The sequence below is a fragment of the Flavobacterium aestivum genome, assembly GCF_026870175.2.
Lineage (GTDB): Bacteria > Bacteroidota > Bacteroidia > Flavobacteriales > Flavobacteriaceae > Flavobacterium > Flavobacterium aestivum.
This window is the reverse complement of record NZ_CP113977.2, coordinates 3,139,306-3,155,550: the sequence shown is the minus strand read 5'-3', so window position 1 is coordinate 3,155,550 and position 16,245 is coordinate 3,139,306. Positions and strand designations below refer to the sequence as shown.

General features: G+C 30.8%; 19 protein-coding genes. 10 read left to right on the top strand and 9 right to left on the bottom strand.

Translation table 11 applies throughout. The features are described from left to right. The first annotated feature begins 195 nt into the window (after positions 1-195). From OZP08_RS13495 to OZP08_RS13480, 4 genes are all read left to right on the top strand, one after another. The gene (locus tag OZP08_RS13495) at positions 196-588 is read left to right on the top strand and encodes an ester cyclase (RefSeq protein ID WP_268846606.1); all 393 of its coding nucleotides are present in this window, start codon (positions 196-198) and stop codon (positions 586-588) included. 183 nt (positions 589-771) lie between these two features. Next, complete coding sequence (locus OZP08_RS13490) at positions 772-1,260, top strand: hypothetical protein (RefSeq protein WP_268846605.1); 489 nt, start codon at positions 772-774, stop codon at positions 1,258-1,260. A 61-nt stretch (positions 1,261-1,321) separates the two neighbouring features. After that, positions 1,322-2,134 carry a helix-turn-helix transcriptional regulator gene (locus tag OZP08_RS13485; protein WP_268846604.1) on the top strand — a complete coding sequence of 271 codons (813 nt, stop codon included), beginning with the start codon at positions 1,322-1,324 and terminating at the stop codon, positions 2,132-2,134. Between the two features lie 84 nt (positions 2,135-2,218). Beyond that, positions 2,219-2,695, top strand: a complete 477-nt coding sequence (locus tag OZP08_RS13480; RefSeq protein ID WP_268846603.1) for a YybH family protein — start codon at positions 2,219-2,221, stop codon at positions 2,693-2,695. 429 nt (positions 2,696-3,124) lie between these two features. Here OZP08_RS13480 and OZP08_RS13475 read toward each other — a convergent pair whose 3' ends face one another. Then, on the bottom strand, positions 3,125-3,559 hold the full coding sequence (locus tag OZP08_RS13475; protein WP_281322082.1) for a helix-turn-helix transcriptional regulator: 435 nt from the start codon (positions 3,557-3,559) through the stop codon (positions 3,125-3,127). Between the two features lie 232 nt (positions 3,560-3,791). Here OZP08_RS13475 and OZP08_RS13470 point away from each other — a divergent pair, with 232 nt between their 5' ends. The 4 genes from OZP08_RS13470 (at position 3,792) to OZP08_RS13455 (ending at position 6,548) form a co-directional block, all read left to right on the top strand. Beyond that, positions 3,792-4,034: a hypothetical protein gene (locus OZP08_RS13470; protein WP_268846601.1), complete on the top strand. Its 243-nt coding sequence runs from the start codon at positions 3,792-3,794 to the stop codon at positions 4,032-4,034. A gap of 117 nt (positions 4,035-4,151) precedes the next feature. After that, positions 4,152-5,900 carry a hypothetical protein gene (locus tag OZP08_RS13465; protein ID WP_268846600.1) on the top strand — a complete coding sequence of 583 codons (1,749 nt, stop codon included), beginning with the start codon at positions 4,152-4,154 and terminating at the stop codon, positions 5,898-5,900. A 43-nt stretch (positions 5,901-5,943) separates the two neighbouring features. Beyond that, positions 5,944-6,171: a hypothetical protein gene (locus tag OZP08_RS13460; RefSeq protein ID WP_268846599.1), complete on the top strand. Its 228-nt coding sequence runs from the start codon at positions 5,944-5,946 to the stop codon at positions 6,169-6,171. Between the two features lie 56 nt (positions 6,172-6,227). Beyond that, positions 6,228-6,548: a hypothetical protein gene (locus OZP08_RS13455; RefSeq protein ID WP_268846598.1), complete on the top strand. Its 321-nt coding sequence runs from the start codon at positions 6,228-6,230 to the stop codon at positions 6,546-6,548. 337 nt (positions 6,549-6,885) lie between these two features. On the opposite strand, the gene OZP08_RS13450 is transcribed toward OZP08_RS13455, so the two are convergent. Both OZP08_RS13450 and OZP08_RS13445 read right to left on the bottom strand, forming a co-directional pair. Next, positions 6,886-7,269, bottom strand: coding sequence for a hypothetical protein (locus OZP08_RS13450; protein ID WP_268846597.1), 384 nt, complete (start codon positions 7,267-7,269; stop codon positions 6,886-6,888). A gap of 138 nt (positions 7,270-7,407) precedes the next feature. Further along, positions 7,408-7,764 (bottom strand): hypothetical protein, encoded by a 357-nt coding sequence (locus OZP08_RS13445; protein WP_268846596.1) that lies wholly within the window; start codon positions 7,762-7,764, stop codon positions 7,408-7,410. 250 nt (positions 7,765-8,014) lie between these two features. Between OZP08_RS13445 and OZP08_RS13440 the strand changes: the two genes are divergently transcribed. Further along, entirely contained in the window at positions 8,015-8,428 is a 414-nt protein-coding gene (locus OZP08_RS13440; RefSeq protein WP_268846595.1) for a hypothetical protein, read from the top strand. A 175-nt stretch (positions 8,429-8,603) separates the two neighbouring features. Then, the gene (locus tag OZP08_RS13435) at positions 8,604-9,908 is read left to right on the top strand and encodes an MBL fold metallo-hydrolase (RefSeq protein WP_281322081.1); all 1,305 of its coding nucleotides are present in this window, start codon (positions 8,604-8,606) and stop codon (positions 9,906-9,908) included. A 307-nt stretch (positions 9,909-10,215) separates the two neighbouring features. Here the strand turns inward: OZP08_RS13435 and OZP08_RS13430 are convergent, their stop codons facing one another. The 6 genes from OZP08_RS13430 to OZP08_RS13405 all read right to left on the bottom strand — a co-directional run bounded on the left by OZP08_RS13430 (position 10,216) and on the right by OZP08_RS13405 (position 16,012). Then, positions 10,216-10,839 carry a hypothetical protein gene (locus OZP08_RS13430; RefSeq protein WP_281322080.1) on the bottom strand — a complete coding sequence of 208 codons (624 nt, stop codon included), beginning with the start codon at positions 10,837-10,839 and terminating at the stop codon, positions 10,216-10,218. Positions 10,840-11,055: 216 nt separating this feature from the next. Next, positions 11,056-11,730, bottom strand: coding sequence for a hypothetical protein (locus tag OZP08_RS13425; protein WP_268846591.1), 675 nt, complete (start codon positions 11,728-11,730; stop codon positions 11,056-11,058). Positions 11,731-11,748: 18 nt separating this feature from the next. Continuing rightward, a complete protein-coding gene (locus tag OZP08_RS13420) occupies positions 11,749-12,477 on the bottom strand; it encodes a hypothetical protein (RefSeq protein WP_281322079.1) in 729 nt (242 codons plus the stop codon). A 19-nt stretch (positions 12,478-12,496) separates the two neighbouring features. Continuing rightward, positions 12,497-13,594, bottom strand: coding sequence for a hypothetical protein (locus OZP08_RS13415; RefSeq protein WP_281322078.1), 1,098 nt, complete (start codon positions 13,592-13,594; stop codon positions 12,497-12,499). Positions 13,595-13,600: 6 nt separating this feature from the next. Next, on the bottom strand, positions 13,601-14,644 hold the full coding sequence (locus OZP08_RS13410) for a hypothetical protein (RefSeq protein WP_268846587.1): 1,044 nt from the start codon (positions 14,642-14,644) through the stop codon (positions 13,601-13,603). Positions 14,645-14,647: 3 nt separating this feature from the next. Further along, positions 14,648-16,012: a hypothetical protein gene (locus OZP08_RS13405; RefSeq protein ID WP_281322077.1), complete on the bottom strand. Its 1,365-nt coding sequence runs from the start codon at positions 16,010-16,012 to the stop codon at positions 14,648-14,650. Positions 16,013-16,245: the final 233 nt, after the last annotated feature.

The window sequence follows — 16,245 nt, the reverse complement described above, 5'->3', positions numbered from 1 at the left end:
TGGTAAATAAAAGCACTTTTGATTATTTGTAATAAAAAGAATATTTATATTTGTTAAATAAACGCTATAAAGTAGCGACAAATCATATAAAATAAGGGTGTGGTTGTCGCTACTTTGTAGCGGTATATACAAGTTACTCGCAAGCCTTAAAATCTTTTTGCTTCAACATTGTATTAACATTTTAAAATTTATACTATGAAAGACATTTCAAAAAGCTTTTCGAATAAGTGGTTCCAAGAAGTATGGAATCAAGGCAGAAAAGAATCTATTAGTGATCTATTGAGTCCTGAATATATTGCACATGGTTTGACTCCAGAACCTATGCGTGGAGTTAAAAATTTTGAAACGTATTATGATGAGTTTCGAAATAATTTTACCAATATTTTAGTTACTGTAAATCATGTCATTTCTGAAGACGATATGGAATCTGCTAATTGTAATGTTAAGGCAACACATATTGAAAGCGGAAAGGAAGTCAATTTTAATGGGCAATGTATTGTGCGAATTCGTAATGGAAAATTGATAGAAGCTTGGAATAACTTTGATTTTTTAGAAATGTATACTCAATTAGGTTACACTCTAACCTGATTTACTCAACGGCCAGCCGGTAACAGCGGTTTCACGCAATGGCTAGTTTGCTTTATTACCTTGAGGTTTTTTCTTCACGAAAACTCTATCTTTAACAGAAAGTAATTCGTTCGCTGGCATCGCCACTACGTAAAGCCGCGGCACGTTGACTGCAATTGCAAAACATTGTTTACAATTTATATTATGTTTACAAATACTGGAACAGTTAGTTTTTTTCTTTACGGATTATTCGTCACTATTACTGTTGTCGCAATGATAGTAGCAGTAAGAATAATTCTTAAAGGAAATATTGAAGCTCAAAAAATTGATAAAATAATTGACCTTTTTAAATATACTATTGTATCGATTGCGATAACAACTAGCACATTAATAATAACTGACTTATTTAAAGAAAGAGACCAAGATTTAAAAGAATTACAATATTTTGAAAATGCAAAAATGATTGAGGCTAACGGCATTGAAGCAAGATTAAACTTAGCAAAATATCTTTCAATTGTAGCTCCAGACGGCGAAATGAAAAAGGCTTGGAAAAATTATTATGATAGCGTTAAAATAGAACACAAAGAATACATTAAGACTAAAAAAGAATTGGACTCGCTTATTTCCTCAGAAAATTTTGAACTTTCCAAATCTCTTCTATTCAAAAAAATAAATGAAATCAGCCACCATTAGCCTTTATTGCTGGCAACGCAGGTAGGGAGAATTCAGATTAGTAACATTTACATATCAAGCTATGAACTATCAAGAATTTAAGCCGCAAGGTGTTTTAAAGGAATTCATTCAATGTTATTTTATCTGCGAAACTGAAACAGATGTGCTAACAGATGATAATGTTTTTGCTTCGGGCTCTCTTGAAATCATGTTCAACTTGGGAGCTACCAGAAAGGAATTTAGTATAAATGGCACACTTGTAGCTGAACCCGATATTCAGCTTTGGGGGCAAGTATTGAAGCCTATGCAAATAAAATCTTATGGTAAACATGCCATGTTTGGTGTTAGGTTTTATCCTCATACAGCTGTATGTTTTTTTAATGAAAATATACAACAGTTTAATGATGCTGTTTTTAATCTAGAAGATGTTATTGGTAATAAAATCAAAGAATTACATTCAAAATTACTAGAGGCTGACTCAATAATCAAAAAAATAACATTCACAGAGGCATTTTTAATGGAAAGACTCTTATGTTTTGATAAGAAACTTGATAAATTAGATTTGGTAAACAGTGTAACATATGAATTGTTACTAGATAATAACAAAGTAAATATGAATAGGATTGCCGCGAGTCATGGCATTTCATCACGGTATCTACAAACAATATTCCTGCAATATTCAGGGCTCACACCCAATTTGTTTCGCAAAATAAATCGCTTTCAAAAAAGCCTGCATCTACTGGTAAACAATAACGATTCCCTCACCTCCATTGCTCATCATTGTGGCTATTTCGACCAATCACATTTCATCAAAGATTTCAAAGAATTTACAGGCAGTACACCGTCCGGCTTTCACCTCGAAAGTTCTACGGAACTCATAGCTCTTTTAAAATAAATTATCTTGTTCCGTTTTTTACAATTTTAATTATAGAGGCAGCAATACTTTTGCTATTCATTAACTAAAAAATACTATTGAAATATGAAAACGAACAAGATTTTAAAATTTTCACTTTTGGCATTATCTACATTTTGTGTGAGTAGTTATGCACAGACTGACAAATCAAGTCAACTACAAGAGGCAAAGAAATCAATTGCCAAAATCAACCTAATTTATTTTGACCTTTACGCTAAAAATGATGGGTCAATCCTTAAGCTTTACACACAGGATGCCTGTCTAATGCCACCCAATGCACCTGCCTTATGTGGAATAGAAGCGCTTGCCAAAGATTTTAAAGATACTTTTGCGGCTGGCACGGTAAAAGGCGGAAAGTTTACAACCACCCAAGTTTACGGCGATGGACTTGAATATGTAACCGAAGAAGGCTCATTTCAAATTTTTAGTGCAAACGGGCAACAGATTGACAGCGGCAAATATTTAAAACTTTGGAAAAAAACAAAAGAAGGCTGGAAAATGTTTAGAGATTCTTTTAACAGTAATCATAGCCAACAGAATTAATAACAAAGGGTTAACAGCGGTTTCGCAAGATTTGGGTTTTAGGCTTAATTTAAAGTCGGTTTTTGTGTTGATCCGTGTTTAGCCGAAAAATTATGGGCAAAAAAAAACTTCTCAATCTCTTGAGAAGTTTTGTGGGCGATGAGGGGTTCGAACCCCCGACCCCCTCGGTGTAAACTAAATACCCTTGTTTTTGGAAGTTGGCAGGTATTGTATTTACTGAATCCTTTGATTTAAATTTTATAATAAACGTGTACGGATTTGTGTAAGGGTTTATAATTATATTTGTTACTATTTATTTTTCAAAAGTCTGAAATTCTAAGAATTATACCAAACTTTAAATTTATTTTTTTCTTCTTACGATTTGCTATTTCAGCGATATTTAAAAATCATTCTTAATTTAGATATTCTGCCTGCTACTATTATTTTGAATTAACTGTTTTTATTTTTTTTATACTCAGCTAATAATTCTCTCAATAGCACATTTTCACGTTCCAAAAATTCAAACTTTTGTTTCCATAATTCTAACTCACTATTACTTACTGTATTGTCAGAAAAGTCACTTTTGTTATGGTTTCCAACTGTGCGATTCCCGATATGATGAGCGTTTTTTTTTGAAGTAATATTTGTTTTATTTTTATTACTATGGTTATCATTCTGGGCTAAATCGATATTAATTAGTTCGTCAATAGTTATCTTAAAATATTCGCATATTTTTTGAATAGTCTCTATTTGGGGATTACTTCTTCCTGCCAAATATGTACTAATAGTACTTTGCTTAATGTCAAACAAATTCCCAAAATCTTTTTGAGATAAATTGTGTATTAAGCACAAAGTTTTGATATTCAGACCTATAAAATTATCCATAATAAAATTGTAATATATTTTTAACTAACATTGTAATAAATTCAAATATTGTAATAAATTTGCCTTGACAATATACGAAAATCAGAACGAAAATAATTGTGTATTTTTCTTAAAAATGTGATAAAACACAAAACAATGTTTTTGTTTTCTATCAAAAAGTTTAAGTATTGATAATTGTAGATATTAAAAATAACTATTCAAATTATTACAATTAATTGTATAGCCAGTAATTATGAATGCAGAAACAGTACATAGCGTAGCCAAAGCACTCTCTCGAGAGGAATTTGAACGTTTCTATTTATTGATTCTAAAAGATCTTGAAGGCGAAAAGAAAGAAGAAAAGAAAAAGGAAAAATTAGTTAAAAGAAATACTAGAACACCCATTATAACTGATGCCGAAAGCATGGAAGCGATTTTAAGAATTCTAAAACGAACCAAAGATGCAAAATTTAAGCACTTACGTGTTGCATGCTAAGTCCTAAACCAAGAACAATTAAATTTTACACAACCGAAAGAACCGACGAGCAATTGCTCAAATCCCTTAACGCATTCGGGCGCAAAGCCCGATGCTGAGAGGTTATAAAAATTGATTATGAAGAAACAAAATTTAGATAGCAACGTTTTTTCGTTAGCCTCCACCCTTTTTGGGTTTGGTGATACAGCCGAAAAGAAAGCTATTCAAGATTCAATAGCAACAACTCTTGTTACCACTTCGGATATTGAAACTCGCATTATGGCGGTTTATCCCGCTATTACCCAAGAGGCTTTTTCAGCTACAATGGACAACTACAGAAAATATATTGAAAGCTATAATTTTATGACTGTAGCCGAAAATGAACTAACCATTAAACACAATCTACAGGTAGAATCTTTTCTGGCTGAAAATTGTTTAAATGAGGTTCAAAATGAATTTTCCAAACTTTTTATGAAGAAAAACAAATCATTGTCCGCTAGAGCCTATAATAATTTGGTTGATGAATTTTGTAAAGAATACGGAATGATTATTTGCAGAAAGAAAATACAAGAAGTTAAGTACGCAACCGAGTTAATTTTTCAAAACTTGTTGCACTTGTATAATTCACAACTTATGAAACGCAACGAGCAATATATAAAACTGGGAGTTACAGCTATTAGACCCATTGAAGAATTTAAAGTTAATTCATTCTTGGTAACCCAATTAAAACGCAATGGAATAGCCAGTTTAGACCTTTGTAGAAAGACCGTGCGCAATCATAGAAAACGTTTAGAAGAATGCGGCGTCTTTGTAGATTACTGTTATAAAGGTCAAAAAAAGCCCGTTGAATTACATATAAATACTGAAATTCTTGTGGTTTTTGACCTCAAAACTTCAAAATTATCCACTATTGGGAATCAACCAGTTACATCTTATAATGGGAAAGATTTACTTGATAACAATGAGAGTACTAGAACATCTTTAAATGAATATAAAAAGAAAGAGAATGTGAAAAACATTCCTCTTTTTGATAAGGAGTTCCCTTTGGTCACGCCTTCTAATTTTTTTACTGGAACACCGACAAGCAAAGAGCAAAATCCAACTGAGGGGGCGGGCGCAAAAAAGGTTGAAATTCCAGAAACTTTATCCGAAAAACTTCAAAGTCTAATTCTCCACCCTCAAGAACTGGCAGAAAACCTTGCGGATAAGCTTTACAACAACTACAAGCCTATAGATTTACGTATTCTCGAAAAAGAAGCTTTTCACGGAACAATGCTAAAAGAAGAGTTTAGAGAGCTTTGCATTCAAGATTTTTTTAAGAGTATGTCTAAAATTTATAAGAACACTACCCCTTATTCAGGTTCTTGGAAAAAGGCAATTACCCTGTATATGAATTATAAATGGATTTCATTTACTGGTGATTCTTTTAATAAAACCAATATTTTGGAGGATATAACCCAAATGCGCTGGCGAGGTGAGTGGGCTAGAAAATGGTTTGTAAAAAATGAATTCCCTCCCCTATTCCCTTACGATTATTTTGACATGACCCGCAAAACATCTAAAGAAGTCGGTTTTGAGTATACAAAAGTAAAATATGCTGAACATTTACAGTCAAAAGTGAAGTATGAAGCACTTAAAAAGAAACAGCAAACCAATTCAGTACGCAGAAAAGAAAAAATAAACCATTCTAAAAAATGTGAAAATGAAATAAACCGATTCTTCAAAAACAAAATCACAATGCCTCAGTTGTTCGATTATGTAGAAAAGAATTTGCCAGCCGATTTTTTAGAAAAATTACCAAGCATAATTGAAAATAAATCATTAAAGATGAATCAAAAGGTGGCTTTCGACGATGATTTTTTGAAATACAATCTTTCTGAATTTTAATGCCTAATGAAAGCTATTAATAAACCAAACTTAATTATTTAGTATGGCTGTATTTACCCCCGAAAGTTCTAAAATTAAAATGGTAATACTTACCAAAAAAGATGAAAGTAATGCAGTTTGGTATTCCCCTATAAAACAAAACAAACGCAGTAACGAGTCAATAATTAGAAGCATGCTTAGGAGATTTGAAAAGCACAGATTAGCCAAAATAACGAATGTTGTCCAGTTCTACGAAAATGGAAATTTAATTGTTACAAAAAAGCTATTGTAACTAAGTCAAAACAAATAAACCACATTGATTAACTAACCAAATCCTATACATAATTTATGAATCTTAAAACTTTAAATTATATTAGAAATAAAGCCCAATTACAGGATTTATATTTAAATCAAATACCCGAACGAGTATTGGAAAGGGAAATAAACGACATTCTTAAAGAAACAAGAACAGGTGTTCCGATGGGTATGAGGCATCAAGCTAAAGCTTTATTAACTCACGAAATCATAATCTTTATTGATAGAAATGGAACGCCTGACGGTTATTTATTGTCGGAGGAATTGGAAATTAAATTAAATAAGTATCGAGACCGATTGACTAGAAATAAACTTTTGCAATGGGAATTTGAAAGGACAAATAAAACGGAATAAAAAATTATGTTAGCTCTCAAATTATAATAATTAATTTAAGTAAATGAAAAAGATCTTAAAACTGACGCTGAAGAAATTACATTTAGTAGACAAGTAAATGCGGATAGTATTGCAAACACTTAATTTAGTTAATTGAAGTAAGTAGGCGCTCATTGCAAACGAGCTTGAAGTGGCAAAAAATAAAAATCCAATTGGTAACTGTAAAGAAGCCTAAGCGTTAAAAAATAACGTTTGAATGGAAGATACAAATGTCCTGAATTAATCGCTACAGCAAGCGCAAAAGGTTTCTACAAAGAAGTAAAAGAACACCCATACTACGAAAAAATAAAAGAATGTCTTAAAAATGATTCTTCTTGTAATTCAACTCAAAAACCTGATAAAGATTAAAAACAGAAGGAATTAGTTTTGGAATTTCTGAATGTGTTGCATAGATATACCCCGCTTGTCTGCAAAAAGACTGATAGATAAGTTCGACAACAATATACTTTAAATCAAAATATTCTTCATCTGTTTTAGGTATAAAATAGTTAATTTCTCCTTTAGAGATGTAGTCAGTATTATTTTTTCTAAAAACTAGTTCTGTCTCTATTCTAACAATATGTCCATATTCGTCATTATGAATTTGAACATTATTTGAATAATCATAAGTTTCATTTGTTATTAGATAATCAACATAGCCTAATATATCGTGAACCGTGTACTTAAAATCTTGAAATGCCATAATAAAATAATTTAAAAAAGTTTAACGAAATGATTCAAAAAGAAAATTTCCAAGCAGTATTTACTTGGAAATTAAAAAAGCCAAAATTTGGAGTTGGTAAAAATACAGCGCCCAAAGAAAAATTAAAAGATGATGTACCTAACTGTTCTCAACAAAAGACAGAATCGCCTCAATAGAAGGAATTAGTATTTTATCTTCTGATAATCCTAAAGCATATCCGTGTTGTTTTATAGAAAATTGAATAAACTTTGCTAAAAAGTCATTGTCAAATTCTATATATGAAGTTTGTTCAAAGTGCAAAATTATCTGTTCTTGCCTTTCGTAATTGTTACGACTGTCATCTGTTAAAATAGATTGAATAGAAATCAAGCTTCCGTCAGGATTCGGCTCACTTCCAAAGTCAAAATGTGAAGTGTGCAATTGTTCTTTGTTTTTAGCTTCGCCTTGTGGAGAATCTACTCTTGAAACTAAAGTAAAGTTTATATTTTCTAGCATATTTAAAAATATTAAAGTGAAAACCAAACATACGAAAAATATTCTTAAATTCGGCGTAGAAACAAAACCGTATAAAAACAACTACCTACAACAGCTACTAAGCGTTATAGCGGTTTTGGGCTGAATTGAATAATGATTTTGTACTTGGAGAAATTAGGTAAACCTCCAAAAAATAGTGAATATTAATCCGCTACATCGCCTAGTAGCAAGACGTTATAGCTAATTGCCTAAGAACATTGCAAATCAGAACATGGAAATAAATCTAAAACTACTAATCCCTTTATTAATTACTGCTCTAGTTACCATATTTGGTTGGTATATTGTACATTTATTTAGTGCAAAACGTGACAGAAAAAATAAACAGAGAGAACTAAGAGTAAACTATTTAATTGAAGCATGGCGAAAACTGGAATATGCTTCAAATCGAAAAGGTGTTGACGCAAAAGAATATGTTGAAAAACCAATCGCCGATATTCAGTTGTTTGGAACTAAAAAACAAATTGAATTGACAATAAAAATTGCTAATGAATTAGCTGAAAAGAACGGAACAAATCTAATCGAATTGTTAACTGAATTAAGGCAAGATTTGAGAAAAGAATTAAACTTGCAACAAATAGAAATGCCAATAAAAGTTTTTCGAGATGGTTTGCCACCATTGAGTTAAATGCAACGAGCTATAGCAGCTACAACAATGGATTTGAGCAACTAGCTTAATAGGAAGTTGACTTTGTATTTGGGATGATTTGGCTAATCCGAATAATGGGCTTAATTTAGTCCCAATCACGTTGTAGTACTGGAACGTTAGATAAAAGTGTAAAATAAAACCCCGAATGAGACGAATGGAAGCAAAATTTTCTTTTTACAAAGCTGGACAAGGTTCGTTTTATGGTGGACGAATTTGGCATCACGAAATTAATAGAGTATTCACCGTTGTTTATGACTGCGGGACAAGTTCATTCATTGCTGAAAATAATCAATCACTGAATAACGAAATAACTTATTTTAAACATCAACCATATTTTTTTCCGCATAATGATGAAATTGAATTGCTATTCATTTCTCACTTAGACTACGACCATGTTTCTGGTTTGAAACGTCTATTGACAGAGTTTAAGGTAAAGAATATCATACTACCATACATTGAAAAACAATACAGACAATTCTTTTTAGTTTCCTTTTTTGAAAATGATGACCCTGACAACAACTTTTCCTTAGATGATTACATTTCGTTTATTGAAGACCCAACTCAATTTATCTTACAAAATAGCGAAAGTACTAAATTCTATTTTGTCAAACCTAACGATAAAACTGAAATAGTATATCTAGGCTATAACAACGATCAATCGGAATTCGCTTATGCATATGCACGAGGTACAATTAACGAGGACACAGAAGAATTAAAAGGTAAATCAAATGTTTCAGTATATGAGAACAATTTGCAATTTTTCATAAGAAAAAATTGGGAGTTTACAACTTATGCTAAAGATGTCAACGAAGAAGCAATCAAAAAACTACATGAATGCTTAAAAAAGAAGTTGAAGAAAAAAACGGATGAAGATTTATCTCTTGATAATCTAAAAGAGATTGTAACAACCAAAAGGAAAGAATCTCATAAATGTTACACTGACTGCATTGGTGACATCAATTCTCACGGTCTTGTGGTTTTACACGGGCCAATTCGCTTTGAACACTTGTGGGGTCGAATTTACTCTAATTGTGAATTGACTCGCTTTCACAATGATTATCATTACCATCGCCATCATTACGATGAGCATCATTTTAGTAATAACAATAGAGTTATGTTAGGAACTCTTTTATTGGGCGACACATCTATCAATCCAAACAACAACCCAATTGATTTTCCACAAGCGTTTAAAGATAAGTTAGTCAATGCTCATGTGGTTCAAGTCCCTCATCACGGCTCTTCAAAAAATTGGGACTTCACAACATTTGAAGCACTAAACATTGGAGCAAATATTAATCGTTGGGGAAATCGAGTAGTTGCTGTGTGTAATTTTGGTTTTGGAAACAAGTTTGGACACCCATCACACCAAATTTTATACGACTTACGTTCAAACATGTTTTTGAACACACAATTTTCAAGACTAAACATTCACTATGACATTATACACCATAGATCATAAAAACAAAGAAAAGACCTTTACTCCCCTAGCTCGTTTGCAACAAGTATTCTCTTAAATTAAAAGACAAATTGTAGCGTTTGTAACGCGGCTTATATAAATAGATTGCTATGAAACTTCTATAATTTCTAGTAATACAAAGGCTTATAATTTAGTTACCCGCGTTGCAAACACTTTATTTAGTTGATTGAAGAAGTTGACGCTCGTTTGTAAACGAGCACCAGATGGGGTAAAGTCAGGAAAACCATCATATTCTTCGTTAAATAAGTCAATTTTAAATTCTTCTATTAGCTCATCTTACTATTTTTTGTCAGCTAACGTCACTTTCACAATTCATAAAAAAAATATCTAACTCATTAAAAACTTGAAACGTGTCTCTTGCATTTTTTATGAAATTTGTCAAAGGTTCTATAACTTTTGGATATTCATCAATAAAATTTAAGTTTTTAATTTCATTTAAATGATTGATCTCCATAATTTGTCTAAATCTAATTTCGTCAATTCCCCAAAACTTTATATACTTGCAGTCACTGATAAAAATTTCTTGCAAACTATTTTCTACTTGATGGATAAGTCCAAATTCTATATTGCAATCCTTTGTTAACTCTGTTTCAAATTTATCAAGTTTTTTAAGAATTATCTTTTTATCTGAATAAATGCTATAATTTGGTTCAGAATCATACAAATTGTAAATACAGCTTAATTGTTCAGGCAAATCATTTGTGATGTTTTTGAATACCTTCCATAATCTAGAATTATTTACATTTATTTCTGCATAAAAGTTAAATGGTAAATCCTGAGTTGTATTTTGATGGATAACAAAACCTTCTACAATATTGGCATTTTCTCTTTCTTTTATGCCTTCTAAAACTTCTGAATTATTAGGAACTTCGTCTATTCTAGGTAGTCTTATTGCTGGCGATATTTCTAACATTTTTACTTTATCTTTTTAAGTATTATACTTTTGGTATACCTTTCAATTTCTTTATTAAGTGTGTATGTATTTGATCTAACGTATCATTTTTGTTTCCTAAATTTAAATAGGACAAAATTCTGCTTTTATTTTGATGCAAAATATAGAAACAATAATTAATCAACATCTTGTTTAGCTTTTTCGGTACTATATTAGCGCTATTTTAAGTTCCTATATTTAGTCGCTGTAATTATATTTAAATGTTTTGTATTCTCCTTTATAAACAAAATCTTTAAAATCGATTGTTGATTTTAAGTTCAATGCAAGTTTTATTTCATCGTTCTTATAGTTAAAATGTCTTTTATCCGAAAAAGATACAGTTCTCAATGTTGGATGTTTTAAAATTGGAGATAGATCACCATCAAGAACATCTGTATTAACAAATCTAAAATCAATAAGATTTGGGAAATCATTTAAAAAAATCAAATTCTCTAATGGACCACAATTATTTAAACACAAGACTTTTAGTTTTTTCAGTTGACTTAATTCCTTTGACAGTTTAATTTTTTTGGATTGATTAATGTGTAAAAATTCTAGTGTATTTTTTAGAGATGATAACCCTAAATCATTTTCCAGCTTAGTACAATAATGTAGTTCAAGTCTTTTTAAATTCCCATATTTCTTAACCCCAATAAAATCCTTGAAATTTGCCGAATTAATTTCCAAATATAATAGCTTTTCTGATTTTGGTAATAGGTCGAATGAGATTCCTTTATACTTAAAATACCAAATTATACCATATTCAATATCATCAAAATTAGAACTTGAAATTGATTTCTCTTTATAATCTAAAGTGCATACTTTATTTGAATTAATCTGCTCAAACCATATTGTATTATATCTCCAATCCATTTTTTTGCTTTCTATAAATCAGTCTTCGAATTTTTTATAAATCAATCCAACATCAGTTACTTCAAAAATGAATTTTTTGTCATAAACGTCAATTAAGTTAAAAATGAATTTAGGTCTATTTTGAAATTCAGTAATTATTAGCTGATTATTTATTATTTGTATATCTTTAAACAAAGGAGAGAAACATACTTCATCAGGTAAAGTTCGAATTAAAACATCATTTAATAATATATCTTTGGTACTCATGTCTGAGATTACTATGATTAATTTAAAATCCGATGCAGAAAATTTACATATTAACTCAACTTCAAGATTTTGTTCTTTAAACTTCTTTTTTTTATGTGTCCATTCATTTATAAAATTTTCAGACTTTAATTCATTATTAATATTGACAAAAAGTGATACATCAATATTTTTAAATTTTGAAATTATTTTATAACCTTCATTGAGAAGTTCTAAAGAATAATTATTCCTTTCAATTTCATTCATACCTAAATATAAATCTTTATTGAAGTTCACATTGGCATTGATAGCTTTTTCCCCTTTTATTTTACAATTTCCTATATTATTAACAGAAGGCTCAATGTTTATCATATTGAAAGTTCCGTCTGTTAAAATTTTTAAAGGTCTAATCTTTCTAGTTATGAAATTGTTAATAAATTTAGTATTAAGGTTAAAGTTGTCTCTGAAAGGGTCTTTATATCCAGAATCATAGCTCATAAAAAGCCCAATATTTCTTAAGTTCATAGTATTAAAAGTTTTAATGTTAAGGTCTGCTATGTTTTGTTGGATCTAATTGGCTTCTAACTTGATTAGATCTGTTTTTTTCATAATCAAGTGCTTTTTGTCTTGCTCCGTCACCAGCTGGTATTCTATTAGTTGTATTGGATTTGTATCTTCCTGGAGTTCCTTCGGATTTATTCCACTTATTTGCTTGTGAATTTCCTCTATATGATTCTCCTGATTTAGTTTCTTTGCCACTACTTGTTCCATTTTTAACAACTCTATTGTCATTATGTGTATCCTCTATATCGTAATTATGTTGTTCTTTAGTGCTAGATTTGGAATTGCCATGTGAAGAATCTGAAGAACTGCCATTCTTCAAATTACTCATGGCATTCATCGAAATGTTTCCACCTATCGCAGTTTGCAACATTCCTAATCCCATAGTAGTTGCGCTTATAGCGGCAGTAGGACCAGTAACTTCAATAGCTAAACCACCTGATGCTTCTGTAACGGCTAATGAACTAGCCAGACCTGATGCACCTGCTCCTGTATTCATTACACCATTTGCCGATAAGTATGTACCACCTGCAACAGAGAGAATATCAGCTGCTCTTGCACCATTATTAAAGTCTTGCCCGCCAAAATTGCTACGGTCATTCCTTCCTAAAAGATTATCAGACATGCCTATAAGAAATCCTTTTAATCCATCACAACATTCTTCGGGAGCCATTCCTGTTGGGTCGCTATATCTTATTGGGTTGTCATTTACAAACGCATAAGGTGACCATTCTGGAAATTCCTCACTCAATGGGTCTGGCGACATCCAACGACCTACCTTGTCCCCTGTAGGTTGTGCATCAGCATTTAATGTATCTTGAACAATATCACCAACAATTTTTTTGTAATCTACATGCCAACGGGTTGTACCAATTGTAACAATACTATCTAGGTCGTGAACCTCTAAATATTTTCCTTTACTTAATGTGGCTACAGGTGCTTTGCAGCCGTATTTTACGAATGGATTCCCTGCCTGAATGTTCTTTTCTCTTCTTGCCTGTTCTTCTTTTGAAAGTTTTTCTTGTGCCGAAACTGCACAAAAACTAAAAATTAAAAAAAATAAAAAATATAGTTTTTTCATAAAAAATTATTTTTTGTTAAAGGTATTCAAATTTTTGTTTTCGTATTTATTTCTTTCTGTTCTTAATGTAATCAACCAATTGGAGTACATATCCTCAGGCATATTTCTATATCCTATTTCATGGATATGTGCATATTCTTTTTCTAAATCAAGAAGTAGTTGATTTGCTTTTTCATTATTTTGTTCTTTTTTCATTTGTTTTTTATGGGTTTCAGCTTGTAGAATTAGAGCAGTTGCAAAATTTGGATATTGCTTTATGGCTGTTTCACAACACTTCAAAACAAAACTGCCATCATTTTTGGGAAATTTCGCATTATAATTCTCTGCTAAATCGACTAAAACTAATGCAATACTTTCTTTATTATTCAATGCTTTCATGTAAACCCCATTTGTAATAGCATCAATATGAATAAATCCTGATGCCATAATCCATGCATCAATCGGGAAAATTCCGCTTGTGAGTTCGGTGTTATACCAACCATCTTTAACACTTCTGTGTTTAATGTAAACGTGGTTTGGTGCAAGTGCTAAATTGGCATCTATTCCGATTTCTTCGGCAAGAATTTTATACAAATAGGGCAATGAATGACAGTTTCCTTTTCTTGTTTCTAATAATTTTGAAACGAAAAGACTCTCTCTTGTATTATGTCCAAAAACATCATTAAAATCATAACCAAAAGGTTCGTATTGATATATTTTATCGTTGAAATTGATAGGAATGGTATCGCAGATAATCGAAAAAATTGCGGCTCTTTTATTTACAATATCTTTATCCTTTTCGGTATAACATAAAAATCGTTCTTTGATTAATGATAAACTCAGATTTTTTAAAGTCTTGATTTTATTACTAAGAAAAAGTGTGTCTAATTTATTGTTCAAATACGTATTTTCAACTGCGAAAACAGCTTTTTTGAAACTATAATCGCTTTCATTAATAATCATATTATTGAGTAATTTATAGCTGTCCTCAAATAACTTTTCTTGTGTTTGAGCAGTTGCATAAAACTTTGAGACAAGAAATAGAAATATTAAAAATGTCCTTTTTTTCATTATTTAACCTTTTGTTTTTTTGATAACTAATCCCTTGAATTGTTTTTTGAAAGTCTCATTTTCTTGCTTGTTTTTGGCTTCTTTTAAAGAACCTAACCATTTTTCGTAGGCTTCTGCGGGCATTAACTGAAATCCTAAATCATCAATTTTTTGATATTGCCCGTTTGTTTCATTTAGTAAAACAATGGCTTGAGGATAGTTCTTTATTTGCTGTAATTCTTGTTTTTTTTCTGGATTTATTCCCAATTGTTTCATTACATATTTGAAGCGTACTGTGTTGTAATTGGCTTTTACCATATTTGCATTGATGTTTTTAGGATATAATTCCAGCGCTTTGTTTGCTACTTTTTCTACAAAATCGTCATACCCAAATCTATGTAAATAGCCCAATGCTAAATCGGTATAAAATTGTGATAACAATTCCTGTTTTGATAAATTTTGCATATAGATTTTGTTTTGCATTGCCTCGGCTCTAATAAATCCGTTGTTTAAAATGAAAGATGAAACCGTAAACATTCCGTTTGTGAGTTCGAGATTATACCATTTGCTCTTCTCATCTTGAAATTTGATATAACTATGATTTGGACTAAATGATAAATAAGCTTTTGCGCCAATTTCTTCGGCAAGTATTAGATAGAGGAATGGCATTGAATGGCATTGCCCTGTTCCTGTTCGCAAAAGTTTAGTTACAAACATTTTCGACCAATCTTTTCTGCCCCAGTTATCCTCAAAATCATATTTTAGTGGAAAATGTTTTTCTTTAAATCCTTTGAGTTGTAAGGTTTGAGAAAAGAATTCAAAGAGCATAAAGTTTTTAGCTGTATTGCTGTTTGTATCATAATTTAATTCTTTCATTTTTGCAATTATGAATTTCCCAGTCTGTTTTATGGTCTTATCAAATTCAGCTTTATCAAGTTTGTTTTCAAAATAGGCGTTTTCAATTTGAAAGTTTAAATCTTTTACGGAATAGTTTTCTATGTTCAGAGCAAGCATTTTGTCATAAACATCTCTATAATATTTTGTCCCTTTTTGATTTGATAGTGATGGAAGATTGTAATTTACAACACTTAATTCATTTATATCACTTTCTACTTGGCTTAAAATTTCTTTTCGTTGTTTTTCGTTTTGCTCAAATTCTCTTTTTATCTGTTCATCTTGGTTTTGCTGTCTTTGACTTTCTCTTTCTAGGTCGTTGATTTGATACTTTGGATTGGTGACTGGACTTCCTGCGTTTGAATATCCGTAATGCTGAACCTGTGGAATTTGGGGATTTCCTGTTGTTGGAAATACAGGTATTATTTGACTATGTGTAAAACATGAATATGACAATACTAATGTCACTAAAATGATTTTAATTGCATTTTTCATTTAATTGTATCCAAATTTAATATAGTAACGATTGCGTTATTTTATCTCTATAGTTGAAAAACCGTTATTTTTAATTTATAAGATTAATCTTTAAACAAATCTAAAGCTTTTTCTTAATATACGCCGTATTGTAAAAAAAGTTTTTTACAAGGTTTCAGAATTACAAGGGTTTGTAAAAAACTACACCTTTTTTTGCAAAGCCTTTGCAAAAGAAACTCAAACTCAAGTAAAGT